This window comes from Rhizobium mongolense USDA 1844 (assembly GCF_000419765.1).
GTDB lineage: Bacteria > Pseudomonadota > Alphaproteobacteria > Rhizobiales > Rhizobiaceae > Rhizobium > Rhizobium mongolense.
In genome coordinates this window covers 1-14,398 of record NZ_ATTQ01000030.1, presented here as the reverse complement: position 1 = coordinate 14,398, position 14,398 = coordinate 1, and the positions used below count along the sequence as shown (strand labels likewise).

The following is a 14,398-nucleotide window of genomic DNA, read 5'->3' as shown; positions in this document are numbered from 1 at the left end:
TCACGGAATCGCAAAGATGCTGATTTCTTGGGCGATGCCGCGAAGCGTGACTTTTTGCGACATCGGATTGAGGCCGCGATCCGTCAGAAGGCTGAAGGCGCGCGGGTCGCCCAACACCGAGCCGGTCGCGAAGATTTCGCGCGATGTGGCCAGATGCTGGACGCGCGAGGCGATGTTCACCGTCTGCCCGAAGTAATCCTGCCGTTCGTTCAGGTTCACGGCGATGCATGGTCCTTCGTGGATGCCGATCTTCAGAAGCAGATCTTCATTGCCGCGTTCCTGGTTGAGCTTGCGCATCGCCTCGCGCATTCGCATAGCGGCGATGACTGCCCGGTCGGGGGTCGGGAAAGTGGCCATCACCGCGTCGCCGATTGTTTTCACGACAGCACCCGCTTCCGCGCCAACGATGTCGTTGAGAATGCTGAAATGTGTTTTCACAAGGTCGAATGCCGCGAGGTCGCCTACTCTTTCGTAAAGCTCAGTCGAACCGCGGAGATCGGTGAAGAGGAAGGTCAGACTGGTGATCTTCAACCGCTGATCCACTTCTATCGTGTCGGTGCGGTAGATGTCGCGGAAGGTCTGGTTGGAAAGCAGGCGCTTGGCAGTCAGGAACGGACGGCGGCGGCCGAGCAAACCATGCAGGGCCTCGTTCGCTATGCAAACAGAAGGCAAGGTGCGGACCTCGGTGTGGTTCTCCACCAAAATGCGCACCGGACCGGGCCTCAGCTCAAGGGGCTCGCTATGCCGGTGTGCGCGATCGAATACAAGCGAGAGGCTCTGCCGCTCCTTGGTTGGCTCGCCTTTGATATCCAGGAACTGCGCTGCATGGGTGACCGGTTCGAAGATGATGACGAAATCCGCAGGCAGCTGCAGGGAAATGACCGCTTTCTCTCCCGGCGGCAGTTCAAGGGATTCAAGTACGAATTCGTCGATCTTCGCCTCAAAATCTTCCTCCGGCAGGTCGACACCTGAACTCCAATAGATCTGGCGGAAATATTCCAATGGCGGCAATTCGTGCGGATTGTGAGCGGCAATGCGGCGCACCCGCGGACTAACAGTGAAGGTGACTTCGACCATCTCGTCCAGCGTCGGCTCGTAGCCCGCCGCGCAAAGTGCGCAGTTATACTCGTCACTCTGGACGGTCCTCAGCGAGGTATTGGCGTCGAGTACCCCGCCACAGCCGGGACACAGCACGTTCCATGACAGATCGAATATGCCGAGGCGGGACGCCTGCAGGAAGGCGTTGACCACCTGCTCTTCGTCGAGGTCCTCGCTGGCAGCGAAGGCAAGCGCATTGACACGGCAAAGCTTGCGGTCGGGGGCGTCATGGACGAGCCGCTCTATAGCATCGACGATTTTCGGCTGCGCCGACTGGCGCAGTTGTGCGAATAAAGACCGGGCCTCACTCATGAAAAACATCCTACACCGAATCCGATGCGCGATCAGCGGATTTCCTCAAGGTGGCTGAGATTGTCCCTCGGGTCTTTCCGTTTCAGTCGACGGCCACCTTGCCACCCCCATTCAAACTCGCTAAGAGACGCCGCAACTTGGGCCCTTGGGTGCAAGGCCTTAGAAGGGTTCCACAGACTCCTTATCCGACCCTTCGGCCATGCTTTTTTCAGGGCTCCGTCATGCCGGGTCTGGCTTTCGTCTCTCCCGGCGTTTGCTGTGGTAGAGGCTTATGGCACGCATCGTAATGAAATTCGGCGGAACGTCCGTCGCTGATCTGGACCGCATCAAGAACGTTGCCCGCCATGTGAAACGTGAAGTCGATGCCGGCCACGAGGTTGCGGTGGTGGTGTCGGCGATGTCCGGCAAGACTAACGAGCTGGTCGGCTGGGTGCAGGGGACGCCGAAGGTGGTCGGTGCCAATTCACCTTTCTACGATGCGCGCGAGTATGACGCGGTCGTCGCTTCCGGTGAGCAGGTGACCTCCGGGTTGCTGGCGATCGCGCTGCACGCCATGGACATCAATGCGCGCTCCTGGCAGGGCTGGCAGGTCCCGATCCGCACGGACAATGCGCATGGCGCTGCCCGCATCCTTGAAATAGACGGTGCCGACATCATCAAGCGCATGGGCGAGGGTCAGGTTGCCGTCATCGCCGGCTTCCAGGGTCTCGGGCCGGACAATCGGATAGCGACGCTTGGCCGCGGCGGTTCGGATACGTCGGCGGTGGCGATCGCGGCCGCTGTCAAAGCCGATCGCTGCGATATCTATACCGATGTCGACGGCGTCTATACGACCGATCCGCGCATCGTGCCGCAGGCGCGTCGACTGAAGAAGATCGCCTTCGAGGAAATGCTCGAAATGGCCTCGCTCGGCGCCAAGGTGCTGCAGGTCCGCTCGGTCGAGCTTGCCATGGTGCACAAGGTCCGTACCTTCGTGCGCTCGTCTTTCGAAGATCCCGATGCTCCGGGCATGGGTGATTTGTTGAATCCGCCCGGAACGCTGATTTGTGACGAGGATGAAATCGTGGAACAAGAAGTAGTCACCGGCATCGCCTACGCCAAGGATGAGGCTCAAATCTCGCTTCGCCGTCTTGCCGACCGGCCCGGCGTTTCCGCCGCGATCTTCGGCCCCCTCGCCGAGAGCCATATCAATGTCGACATGATCGTCCAGAACATTTCCGAGGACGGTTCAAAGACCGACATGACCTTCACCGTGCCTTCGGGCGACGTCGAGAAGGCGATCAAGGTGCTCGGCGAGAACAAGGAGAAGATCGGCTACGACGTCGTGCAGAACGAATCGGGCTTGGTCAAAGTTTCGGTCATCGGCATCGGCATGCGTTCGCATGCCGGTGTTGCCGCCACCGCATTCAAGGCTCTTGCCGAGAAGGGCATCAACATCAAGGCGATCACGACCTCGGAAATCAAGATTTCCATCCTGATCGACGGTCCTTATGCGGAACTCGCTGTCAGAACTTTGCATTCCTGCTACGGTCTGGATAAGAATTGATTCCCAGCAGGTCTGCCGCATTTAAGTTGTGAAGTCACGCGGCATCTGCCGGGTTACTTTGCTTTTGTTTTTGGAGCTTGAGACGCCATGAGAGACCTATCCGGCGGTCCGCGCGTGCTGCTCAAGCGGCTGCGCGAGTTGATGGCGGAGCCGCTGGAGCCGCAGGAGCGTCTCGACCGGATCGTTCGGCAGATCGCCAGCAACATGGTGGCGGAGGTTTGCTCCGTCTACGTGCTGCGCTCTGACGGCGTTCTCGAACTTTATGCGACTGAGGGCCTGAAGAAAGAAGCCGTCCACCTATCGCAATTGAAGATGGGGCAGGGCCTCGTCGGTACGATCGCCGCTTCGGCGCAGCCGCTCAACCTCTCCGATGCACAGTCGCATCCCGCTTTTCGTTATCTCCCGGAAACCGGCGAAGAAATCTACCATTCCTTCCTCGGTGTGCCGATCCTACGCACCGGCCGTTCGCTCGGCGTTCTCGTCGTGCAGAACAAGGCGAGCCGCACCTACCGCGAGGAAGAGCTAGAAGCGCTCGAGACCACGGCGATGGTGCTCGCCGAGATGATTGCCACCGGCGAGCTCAAGAAGATCACGAAGCCGGGCCTCGAACTTGACCTGACGCGCTCCGTCACGATCAACGGCGATACTTATAACGAAGGCATCGGGCTCGGTTATGTCGTGCTGCACGAGCCGCGCATCGTCGTCACCAATCTTCTCAACGAAGATTCGGAGAAGGAAATCCGCAGGCTGGCGGAGGCGATGGGTTCGCTTCGGATTTCGATCGACGACTTGCTTTCGAGCCGCGACGTGTCGATGGAGGGCGAGCATCGCGAGGTTTTGGAAACCTACCGCATGTTCGCACATGACCAGGGCTGGGTGCGGAAGCTCGAGGAGGCGATCCGCAACGGCCTGACGGCGGAAGCCGCGGTCGAAAAAGTCCAGAGCGACACCAAAGCGCGCATGATACGTTTGACGGATCCTTATCTCCGCGAGCGCATGCATGACTTCGAAGACTTGGCGAACCGCCTTTTGCGGCAACTGACTGGCTACAGCGGCCACGCGTCGGGTGACGGTTTCCCGAATGATGCAATCATCCTCGCGCGCGCCATGGGTGCCGCCGAACTGCTCGACTACCCACGCGCCAATGTGCGCGGCTTGGTGCTCGAGGAAGGTGCCGTCACCAGTCACGTCGTCATCGTCGCTCGTGCCATGGGCATTCCGGTGATCGGCCAGGCGGCAGGCGTTGTCGCGCTTGCCGAAAACGGCGATGCCGTAATCATCGATGGCGACGGTGGCCATGTGCATCTGAGGCCGTTGCCGGAGCATCAGAGGTCTTACGAGGAAAAAGTCCGGTTCCGCGCGCGCCGGCAGGAGCAGTTCCGGGCGCTGCGCTCCGTTGAGCCGCTGACGAGGGACGGGCAGCGGATTTCGCTGCTGATGAATGCCGGGCTGCTGGTCGATCTGCCGCAGCTTGCGGAATCGGGTGCCGAAGGTATCGGCCTCTTCCGCACCGAGCTGCAGTTCATGATCGCTTCCACGATGCCGAAGGCCGACGAGCAGGAAATCTTCTATCGCAACGTCCTGAAGCAGGCGGCAGGCCGCCTCGTTACCTTCCGCACGCTCGATATCGGCGGCGATAAGGTTGTGCCCTATTTCCGCGGCCACGAGGAGGAGAATCCGGCACTCGGCTGGCGTGCCATTCGCTTGTCGCTCGACCGTCCGGGGCTCTTGCGCACGCAGCTTCGCGCCATGCTGAAGGCGGCGGCCGGGGCCGAGCTGAAGCTCATGGTGCCGATGGTGACCGAGGTTTCCGAGATCGCGGCCGTTCGCGAGCTTCTGCAGAAGGAAGTGCAGCACCTCTCCCGCTTCGGCCACGGCCTGCCGCGCAAGCTGCAGTTCGGTGCGATGCTGGAGGTGCCAGCGCTCCTCTGGCAGCTCGACGAACTGATGGCGGCTGTCGATTTCGTCTCGGTCGGCTCCAATGACCTCTTCCAGTTCGCTATGGCAGTGGATCGCGGCAATGCGCGCGTTTCCGACCGCTTCGATACGCTGGGCAAGCCGTTCCTCAGGCTCTTGCGCGACATCGTGCTGGCCGGTGAGCGCAACAATACGCCGGTGACATTGTGCGGCGAGCTTGCCGGCAAGCCGATCTCGGCGATGGCGCTGCTTGGTCTCGGCTTCCGCTCGGTGTCGATGTCGCCGGCCTCGATTGGGCCGGTAAAGGCAATGCTGCTCGGTCTCGATGCCGCGGCGCTTGCGAAGGTCATGAACGAGGCGTTGGACGATATCCACGCGACGACCCCGATGCGCGAGGTGCTTGCCCACTTCGCCGAGAGCCACAATATTCCCCTTTAGCAAATTACAAGAAGAATCGGAGTGAAGGGTGGCGAAGCTTCCCGTTGAAAAGATGCGCGAGCTGGAACGCCGCTTCGGCGAAATCGAAGCGCGGATGTCGGCCGGCCCATCGGCGGACGTCTACGTGAAGCTCGCCTCCGAATATTCCGAGCTGCAACCCGTCGTCACCAAGATCCGCGCCTATGAAAAGGCTGAGGCCGAGCTTTCCGATCTCGAAGCGTTGCTTGAAGACAGGTCCGTCGACCGTGAGATGCGCGATCTCGCGGAGCAGGAATTGCCGGATGTGAAGGAGCGCATCGAGGCGCTGGAGCAGGAAATCCAAATACTGCTGCTGCCGAAGGATGCCGCAGACGAAAAGAGCGCGATCCTTGAAATCCGCGCGGGTACGGGAGGCTCGGAGGCCGCACTCTTCGCAGGCGATCTTTTTCGCATGTATGAGCGTTTCGCCGCGGCAAATGGCTGGAAGGTCGAAATCCTTTCCGCAAGCGAGGGGGAAGCCGGCGGCTACAAGGAAATTATCGCCACGATCACCGGCAAGGGCGTCTTCGCCAAGCTGAAGTTCGAATCCGGCGTGCATCGTGTGCAGCGCGTGCCCGAAACGGAAGCGGGTGGGCGCATTCATACGTCGGCAGCAACGGTCGCCGTGCTGCCGGAAGCCGAAGAAATCGACATTGAGATCCGGCCAGAAGACATTCGTATTGATACGATGCGATCGTCCGGCGCGGGCGGCCAGCACGTCAACACCACGGATTCCGCGGTGCGTATCACGCATCTGCCGACGGGCATCGTCGTCACCAGTTCGGAAAAGTCACAGCACCAGAACCGCGCCAAGGCGATGCAGGTACTGCGTTCGAGGCTCTATGATGCCGAACGGCAAAGGGCCGATAGCGAACGTTCCGCCGATCGCAAGAGCCAGGTCGGCTCCGGCGACCGCTCGGAGCGGATACGCACCTACAATTACCCGCAGGGCCGCATTACCGATCACCGCATCAATCTGACGCTCTACAAGCTCGACCGGATGATGGAAGGCGAGATCAATGACGTGGTGGATGCCCTGCTTGCCGATTATCAGGCAAGCCAACTTGCTCAACTTGGCGAGCAGCAATGACCGGAGCGCGGCCGACGGTTTCTGAAGTTCTCGCCGAAGTCCGCCGCCGCTTCACCGAAGCCGGTATCGCCGATCCCGCAACGGATGCAAGGCTGCTCGTTGCCGGATTGCTGAAGTTCTCCTCGACCGAAATGCTCTCACGCGGTAATGAGCCCGTCGCTGCCGATAAAGAGGCGCTGATCCCGGTGGCTGTGGAACGGCGGCTGGCGCATGAGCCGGTCCACCGTATTCTCGGCGAGCGGGAATTTTACGGTCTACCGCTTTCGCTTTCCGCCGAGACGTTGGAGCCGCGGCCAGACACGGAAATTCTCGTCGATACAATGCTTCCTTATTTAAGAACCCTTGCAAAGACGGAGGAACATCTCCATATCCTTGATCTAGGAACCGGAACCGGGGCAATATGCCTTGCGCTTTTGAGCGAATTTCCGGAAGCGTCGGGTATCGGAAGCGATGTATCCGCAGATGCCCTCAGGACGGCTGAAACAAACGCTGCAAGAAACGGATTGAAGGAACGGTTTGAGACTGTGCAATCAAGTTGGTTTCAAAACATTCGCGGTACGTTTCACGCAATCGTCTCAAATCCGCCCTATATTGCTTCCAATGTCATTGACAATCTCGCTCCTGAAGTGACGAAATTTGATCCGGCGGCAGCTCTGGATGGTGGCCCCGATGGGCTTGACGCATACAAAGCGATAGCCAAGGATGCTGCCAGGTTCATGCAGCCAAACGGCGTCATAGGACTGGAAATCGGCTACGCCCAGCGGAATCACGTAACGGCGGTCTTCGAGGCCGCAGGTTTCAAATGCGTCGAATCCGCAAAGGATTATGGCCACAATGACCGGGTGCTTGTGTTCGCACCCATCGCTTGAGCGACAAATTGCAGCATTGAACAGGACATTACTGCTATTGCGAAGAAAAGGCTTGGATTTCCCGGGGAAGCGATATAGGTTGCCCTCACGCGTTGGGCAGTCAAGAAGGAACGTCGATTCGTTCGGTACTTGGTCGGCCTCGGGGGTCCACTCTTTTAAACGAGAGTTTCAAAGGTTGAACACGACCCAATGCGTGAATCAGTCAATATGACTTGAGAACAAGCGGCAGGTCGGCGCGAAGGCGCATTATGCTTGCGGCACGAAGGCCCTGAGCCGGTTTACCGGCCACGGCGGTTGGTGCCATAACTCCACACAAACAGAGAATTCAGGTGAACGATCTATGAGGCCAGGACAGCAGAACAAGCGCGGTCGAGGGCGTGGCAGTAACAATAACGGCGGCGGAAATAACAACAACAATTTCAACCGCAAGGGTGGCAATCCGCTGACGCGGACCTACGACAGCTCCGGCCCCGACGTGAAGATCCGCGGTACGGCTCAGCATATTGCTGAAAAATATTCGCAGCTTGCCCGCGATGCCCAGAGCTCCGGTGACCGCGTCATAGCCGAGAACTACCTGCAGCACGCAGAGCACTATTACCGCATCATTGCGGCCGCCCAGACGCAGATGCAGGAACGTTTCCAGCGCGACGATCGGAACGAATATACCGACCGCGAAGGGGGCGAGCGCGATGGCGACGAACTGGATACGGTAGACAGCGATGATGCCGTTGTCGTTCAGCCGCCGCGCGAGCAGCATCGTCGCGAACAGCACGCGGAAGCTCCCGCTTCTCTACCGGCCCCGGCTCAGGAAACCAATGACGGAACCGGCCCTCAGCCGGAAATCGAAGGCATTCCGGCCGAAGTCTCCATGGAGGAAGAAGGCGGCCAGCAGCGCGAACGCCAGCCCCGCCGCCGTAACGCCAGCAACCGCCCGCGCCGTCCGCGCCGCGCAGAAGGCGAGGGCGAGGCCGCTTCCGCCGAAGCACCGGCTCTGGTCGAAGCGGCTACGGAATGAAGGCTGCCGTCTCCGGCCATACGAAAATTGTCGCGACAGAGCCGGCGAGTACGATTGCCATCACGATATTGAAGGCGCGCGCAATGCGCGCGTCTTGAAGCAGTTTCTGCATCAATGCGCCAGCCATCAACCAGGCGAGACCGCTCGGGAAGGCTGCCACAAAAAATAGCACTGCGAAGGTTGCTGCCAAGCCGAAAGCGCTTCCTGGAGATGCGCCGGAGTAGGCGGCAATCCCACTCACGGCAACCAGCCAGCCCTTCGGATTCATCCATTGAAACGCCGCCGCTTGCAGAAAGCCCACGGCTTTCGTGTCGCCTTTCGCCTCCGTCACGTCCGCGGTCGCGATCTTCCAGGCCAGCCAAAACAAAAAGGCAGCGCCGATCAGATTCATAATCGCCAGCGTCAGCGGATAACGCAGAAACAACTGCGCAAGGCCGAGGCCCGCACAGAAGAACAGCGACGACATTCCCAAGGCAGCACCGAGCACGCATGGCAGGCCGCGTGTCAAACCCACGAGTGAGCCGGTCGCCATGATCATGACGTTGCTCGGGCCGGGCGTGATGGCGCCGACGACTGAAAAGGTCAGAAATGCAATCGTTTGCTCGAGGGTCATCAAGGCTCTGCTGTTTAGGAAGCTGCTACGCATACCAGCAGCGCTACAATCAGGTCTTGAACGTTCGTGCCATCAGGCCGGGCCGCGCGTTCGCGGAGGATTCTTCGGCCCGGGTTTCGTGGTTCCTGGCTCTTTAAACTGGCGAAAATCCATCCCATATTCCTCCTCGAATGCTTCGTTCAATGTCCAAAAAGGATGAAGCGACGGCTCGCCTTTTGAGGGAGCTCAATCTCAATCATCGGTCTGTGCCTATAAGGGCAGGGCGATCCATGGAGGTAGAATATGAATATCGAAAAGTATTCCGAGCGGGTGCGCGGTTTCGTTCAGTCCGCCCAGACCTATGCCTTGGCGCAGGGTCACCAGCAATTCACGCCGGAACATGTCCTCAAGGTCCTGCTTGACGACGATCAAGGCATGGCCGCTTCGCTGATCGAGCGCGCCGGCGGCGATGCCAAGGCCGCGAGGCTTGCAAACGATGCAGCGCTGGCAAAGCTGCCGAAGGTTTCCGGCGGCAACGGCAACATCTATCTCGCCCAACCGCTCGCTAGAATTTTTTCCACGGCTGAAGAGGCCGCCAAGAAAGCCGGCGACAGCTTCGTCACGGTCGAGCGGTTGCTCCAGGCCTTGGCGATCGAGACTTCCGCTTCGACTTCAGCGACGCTGAAGAATGCTGGCGTGACTGCGCAGAGCCTCAATCAGGTTATCAACGATATTCGAAAAGGGCGCACGGCCGACTCCGCCAATGCGGAACAAGGCTTCGATTCCCTGAAGAAATACGCCCGCGATCTGACCGGCGAGGCCCGCGAGGGCAAGCTCGATCCGGTGATCGGCCGCGATGACGAAATCCGCCGCACAATCCAGGTCCTCTCCCGCCGCACCAAGAATAACCCGGTGCTGATCGGGGAGCCTGGCGTCGGCAAGACGGCAATCGTCGAAGGACTGGCACTACGCATCGTCAACGGCGACGTGCCGGAGTCTCTCAAGGACAAGAAGCTGATGGCGCTCGACATGGGCGCGCTGATTGCAGGTGCAAAGTATCGCGGCGAATTCGAAGAACGGCTGAAGGCTGTGCTCAACGAAGTACAGTCGGAAAACGGCGAGATCATCCTTTTCATCGACGAAATGCACACGCTAGTCGGCGCCGGCAAGGCGGATGGAGCGATGGATGCTTCCAACCTGCTGAAGCCAGCGCTTGCGCGCGGCGAGTTGCACTGCGTCGGTGCCACCACGCTCGACGAGTACCGCAAGCATGTCGAGAAGGACGCAGCACTCGCCCGCCGCTTCCAGCCCGTCATGGTCGATGAACCGACGGTCGAGGACACGATCTCGATCCTTCGCGGTCTCAAGGAAAAATACGAGCAGCACCACAAGGTTCGCATTTCGGACTCGTCGCTGGTGGCGGCTGCGACGCTGTCGAACCGCTACATCACCGATCGCTTCCTGCCCGACAAGGCGATCGACCTGATGGACGAGGCGGCCGCGCGGTTGCGCATGCAAGTGGATTCGAAGCCCGAAGAGCTCGATGAGTTAGATCGCCGCATCATGCAGCTCAAAATCGAGCGCGAAGCGCTGAAGAAGGAAACGGATGCGGCTTCCGCCGACCGTCTGACGCGGCTCGATGCCGAATTGACGGACCTGGAGGAGAAGGCCAACGCTCTGACCGCCCGCTGGCAATCGGAAAAGCAGAAGCTCGGTCTTGCCGCCGATCTCAAAAAGAAGCTCGACGACGCCCGCAACGAACTGGCAATCGCCCAGCGCAAGGGTGAGTTCCAGCGCGCCGGCGAATTGACCTATGGCGTCATTCCGGAGCTGGAGAAGCAACTGGCCGATGCAGAAAGCCAGGATGGCGACCGCAGTGCCATGGTGCAGGAGGTCGTGACCCCGGACAATGTCGCCCATGTTGTTTCCCGCTGGACCGGCATTCCCGTCGACAAGATGCTGGAAGGCGAGCGCGAGAAGCTGCTCAGGATGGAAGACGAACTGGCGACTTCGGTCATCGGCCAGGGCGATGCGGTGCAAGCCGTATCGCGTGCCGTTCGCCGCGCGCGCGCCGGGCTGCAGGACCCCAACCGGCCGATCGGCTCATTCATCTTCTTAGGCCCGACCGGCGTCGGCAAGACGGAGCTTACCAAGGCGCTCGCCCGCTTCCTCTTCGACGACGAGACGGCGATGGTGCGCATGGACATGTCGGAATACATGGAAAAACACTCCGTGGCCCGGCTGATCGGCGCCCCTCCCGGCTATGTCGGTTACGAGGAAGGCGGCGCATTGACGGAAGCTGTCCGCCGCCGGCCCTATCAGGTCGTGCTCTTCGACGAGATCGAGAAGGCGCATCACGACGTCTTCAACATCCTGCTGCAGGTGCTGGATGAGGGGCGCCTGACGGACGGCCAGGGCCGCACGGTCGACTTCCGCAATACGATGATCATCATGACCTCGAATCTCGGTGCCGAATACCTCACCCAACTGGGCGAGGGCCAGGACAGCGACACGGTTCGCGAGCAGGTGATGGAGGTCGTGCGCGCCAATTTCCGGCCGGAATTCCTGAACCGCGTCGACGAGATCATTCTCTTCCATCGCCTGAAGCGCGATGAGATGGGCGCGATTGTCGATATCCAGCTGAAACGGCTGGTGGCGTTGCTGGCCGAGCGCAAGATCACGATCGAGCTCGATGACGATGCCCGCAGTTGGCTTGCCAACAAAGGCTACGATCCGGTTTATGGCGCGCGGCCATTGAAGCGGGTGATCCAGAAGTATGTCCAGGATCCGCTCGCCGAGCAGATCCTCTCCGGCCAGGTGCCGGACGGATCGACGGTTAAGGTCACCAATGGTTCCGACCGCTTGCTGTTCCGCCCGCGCAATTCCGCCGTCAGCGAAGCGGCAGCGTAAAGACCGGCATCCAGGAAAGCAAATGGCGGCTCCGGCCGCCATTTTTATTTGGCCTACTTGCTGGCGACCTGATCGACCGGCTGGTTATTCAGGAGCGTATCGATGCGCTTGCGCTCGTCCTGGAATTTAGCCAGTGCTTCGCCGGCCAGCGACTTGCCGCCCGGCAGGCGGATGCGGAGCGGATCGACCTTGGTGCCGTTGACGATCATCTCGTAGTGCAGATGCGGTCCGGTGGATTCGCCGGTGGTGCCGACCCAGCCGATCACCTGGCCCTGGCGAACTTTGGCTCCGGGCACGATGCCTTTGGCAATGGCGCTCTGGTGGTTGTAGGAGGACTCGTATCCATTGGCATGACGGACGATCGTCTGATTGCCATAGCCGCCGGAATCCCAGCCGGCCTTCTCGACCGTGCCGTTGCCGGTCGCGATGATCGGCGTACCGCGGGGAGCGGCCCAGTCGACTCCCGTATGCATGCGGGCAAAACCCAGGATCGGGTGGCGTCGCATGCCGAAACCGGACTTGAAAATGCCGTTTGGCACCGGGTTGCGCAGCAAGAACTGACGGATGCTCTTGCCGTCCTGATCGAAGTAATCGACGTTTCCGTCCACATCCTGGAAGCGGTAGAAGCGAGTCACGGTATCGCCAAAACGGGCATTGACGTAAAGCAGTTCGGAATTCGGCGTCGCGCGGCCGCTCGAATCGGCGACGGAGAAAAAGGCCTCGAGGAAATCGGTCGGCCTCAGTTGCGCCTGGAAGTCAACATTTGCCGCGAGCAGCTTGATGATCAGCGCCGTCATATCCTTGGTCATGCCGTAGGAAAGAGCGGCGCGATAAATGCCGTCATAAACGCGCGGCAGGTTCTGGCCAGCGGGAACCGACAGCGAATTGTCATCGAAGGCAGTTGCGATCGCGTCAAGCCTAGGCGGTTCGCTCGCCTCAACGAAGCGGCTCTTATCATCGAGAGCGATCGTGACGAGATGACGAGTACCACGATAGACGCTGGCGCGGATGAGTTTGGCCTGTTCGCCTTTCTGAATGATGCCGACACGCAGGACGTCGCCCTTGGCAAGCTCGTCGCTGCCGAGTGGCGGCGCGAGGTTGGCAGAGAGCATCTTCGCCTGCGGCTCGGGATAGCCGGAATCCATCAGCGCCTTGACGATCGTGACGTCCTGGCGGGCCGGCACGATGTCGTCGGCAAATTCCTCGGTCTGCGGCGTGATCGATTCCGGCGCGGACACCGTCATGTTCTGCTCGAGAACACGGGCCGACAGGCCTGATGTCAGATCTACATCGTTGTCCTCGTTCGAAAAGCGCTGAGGGTCGACATAGTAGAGCGCCGCGACTTGAGTGGCCCCGTCAGTCAGCGCCGAGCCGTTCGAGCGGACATTCTCCTCGACTTCATCCAGAGTCATGCCTGGCGCCGCCTGAAAGTCGCTCTTTCCGGTTGGGAAGGGAACGGTCTTGAGGCTGACCTCGGATTCAACATCCGAGCCATAAATCGCGCCGGTGCGCGCGGCCGGTGCGGGCTGCGCCTCATCGGCCGCGAAGATCGCAAGCGCGTCGAAATCCGGATAATCCTCGGTCGCCACATGATTGGCGGCGAGCCGCATCTTTACATGCGAGAAGGGCTGGCGGCGGACGATTTCCTTGTCGCCGTCATGGACGACCGTCGACACTTCCATGATTGCCCGGTCCGAAGGTTTGGCGGCGATCGCGGGGGCGATCAGCCGTCCACCACGGGTAACGGCGCTATCTTCATGGGTATTGATGCTGGCAAAGGCCTCGGCGGGGATCGCCAGCTGCTGACGGCCATCAAGGGCCGCAAAGAGCGCGACACCCATCAGCACGCTCGATGTGATGCCAGTGAGGAACGTGCCCGAAAGCCAGCGTAAAGAAACCTCACGCTTGTCGGGTGCGCGCCTGCCATCGGCGAGAAGCGGAGGCTCGTTACCCAACGAGCGGATCATCATCTTCTCCGTCATCATGGCAGTTTTATCCGCGTCCTTTCATGGGCTTACTCGGGCTGCTCTGCTGGGCCGAAAGATGTGCATATTTCGGGCATGGAAGTCAAATCACGCCGCAGGGCGCAATCTAGGCGCCCATGCCTGCGTGAATCATGCGTCCTTCTGAGACCACCCGATTGTGATCTTGTGAGGGCGGAACCATGGCCGAAGGCAATTTTTACCGGCGCTCAACCGGAATGGCCACCTGCGGGCGTACAAACAGAGCCTTCGAAGGCACCATAAGGACCATCAAGGCGAATTTCGCTTTGAAATCAATGGAATGAGAGAAATTTCATTTTTTTCCAAAAAGGCCTGTTGACTATGTCTGAGGGTTAGCCGTATAAGCCGCGTCACTGAACGAGGGCGGCGGCGCTGCTGGCGACGATGTCCTTCGCTCTTGGGTTTCCGGATTGGCTGGATTGCTGATTGGGGCTGGGACTTTCGGGTTTCGGTTGGCCTTGTGACTGGATATGTCTGGTCTGTTATTTGACAATTGAAGATGAGAAGAAAGAGAAACGTGGGCGGCGGAGCTTGCGGGGTCTGAAGGAATTCGGACTTCTGGAAAGAGACTTTGGCGGTCACGTTTATCA

The 14,398-nt window shown here is 60.0% G+C and carries 9 protein-coding genes; 6 read left to right on the top strand and 3 right to left on the bottom strand.

Going from position 1 to position 14,398, the window contains the following annotated elements:
- Positions 1-1,410, bottom strand: coding sequence for an adenylate/guanylate cyclase domain-containing protein (locus A3C3_RS0132675; protein WP_028740199.1), 1,410 nt, complete (start codon positions 1,408-1,410; stop codon positions 1-3).
- A 271-nt stretch (positions 1,411-1,681) separates the two neighbouring features.
- Between A3C3_RS0132675 and A3C3_RS0132670 the strand changes: the two genes are divergently transcribed.
- From A3C3_RS0132670 to A3C3_RS0132650, 5 genes are all read left to right on the top strand, one after another.
- Positions 1,682-2,956, top strand: a complete 1,275-nt coding sequence (locus A3C3_RS0132670) for an aspartate kinase (RefSeq protein WP_022718754.1) — start codon at positions 1,682-1,684, stop codon at positions 2,954-2,956.
- 87 nt (positions 2,957-3,043) lie between these two features.
- Positions 3,044-5,311, top strand: a complete 2,268-nt coding sequence (gene ptsP / locus A3C3_RS0132665) for a phosphoenolpyruvate--protein phosphotransferase (RefSeq protein WP_022718753.1) — start codon at positions 3,044-3,046, stop codon at positions 5,309-5,311.
- 28 nt (positions 5,312-5,339) lie between these two features.
- Positions 5,340-6,419 (top strand): peptide chain release factor 1, encoded by a 1,080-nt coding sequence (gene prfA / locus A3C3_RS0132660; protein WP_022718752.1) that lies wholly within the window; start codon positions 5,340-5,342, stop codon positions 6,417-6,419.
- Positions 6,416-7,288, top strand: a complete 873-nt coding sequence (gene prmC / locus A3C3_RS0132655) for a peptide chain release factor N(5)-glutamine methyltransferase (RefSeq protein ID WP_022718751.1) — start codon at positions 6,416-6,418, stop codon at positions 7,286-7,288. The genes prfA and prmC overlap by 4 nt, the downstream gene beginning before the upstream one ends.
- 340 nt (positions 7,289-7,628) lie before the next feature.
- On the top strand, positions 7,629-8,303 hold the full coding sequence (locus tag A3C3_RS0132650) for a DUF4167 domain-containing protein (RefSeq protein WP_022718750.1): 675 nt from the start codon (positions 7,629-7,631) through the stop codon (positions 8,301-8,303).
- On the opposite strand, the gene A3C3_RS0132645 is transcribed toward A3C3_RS0132650, so the two are convergent.
- Positions 8,293-8,916 (bottom strand): LysE family translocator, encoded by a 624-nt coding sequence (locus A3C3_RS0132645; RefSeq protein WP_022718749.1) that lies wholly within the window; start codon positions 8,914-8,916, stop codon positions 8,293-8,295. The two genes, A3C3_RS0132650 and A3C3_RS0132645, sit on opposite strands and share 11 nt — an antisense overlap.
- 282 nt (positions 8,917-9,198) lie before the next feature.
- Between A3C3_RS0132645 and clpB the strand changes: the two genes are divergently transcribed.
- A complete protein-coding gene (gene clpB, locus A3C3_RS0132640) occupies positions 9,199-11,805 on the top strand; it encodes an ATP-dependent chaperone ClpB (RefSeq protein WP_022718748.1) in 2,607 nt (868 codons plus the stop codon).
- A gap of 53 nt (positions 11,806-11,858) precedes the next feature.
- Here the strand turns inward: clpB and A3C3_RS0132635 are convergent, their stop codons facing one another.
- A complete protein-coding gene (locus tag A3C3_RS0132635; protein WP_022718747.1) occupies positions 11,859-13,790 on the bottom strand; it encodes a M23 family metallopeptidase in 1,932 nt (643 codons plus the stop codon).
- Positions 13,791-14,398: the final 608 nt, after the last annotated feature.

Coding starts and splice junctions, on each gene's coding strand:
- A3C3_RS0132675 (WP_028740199.1), bottom strand. CDS start 1,410: ATGAGTGAGGCCCGGTCTTTATTCGCACAACTGCGCCAGTCGGCGCAG.
- A3C3_RS0132670 (WP_022718754.1), top strand. CDS start 1,682: ATGGCACGCATCGTAATGAAATTCGGCGGAACGTCCGTCGCTGATCTG.
- ptsP (WP_022718753.1), top strand. CDS start 3,044: ATGAGAGACCTATCCGGCGGTCCGCGCGTGCTGCTCAAGCGGCTGCGC.
- prmC (WP_022718751.1), top strand. CDS start 6,416: ATGACCGGAGCGCGGCCGACGGTTTCTGAAGTTCTCGCCGAAGTCCGC.
- A3C3_RS0132650 (WP_022718750.1), top strand. CDS start 7,629: ATGAGGCCAGGACAGCAGAACAAGCGCGGTCGAGGGCGTGGCAGTAAC.
- A3C3_RS0132645 (WP_022718749.1), bottom strand. CDS start 8,916: ATGACCCTCGAGCAAACGATTGCATTTCTGACCTTTTCAGTCGTCGGC.
- clpB (WP_022718748.1), top strand. CDS start 9,199: ATGAATATCGAAAAGTATTCCGAGCGGGTGCGCGGTTTCGTTCAGTCC.
- A3C3_RS0132635 (WP_022718747.1), bottom strand. CDS start 13,790: ATGATGACGGAGAAGATGATGATCCGCTCGTTGGGTAACGAGCCTCCG.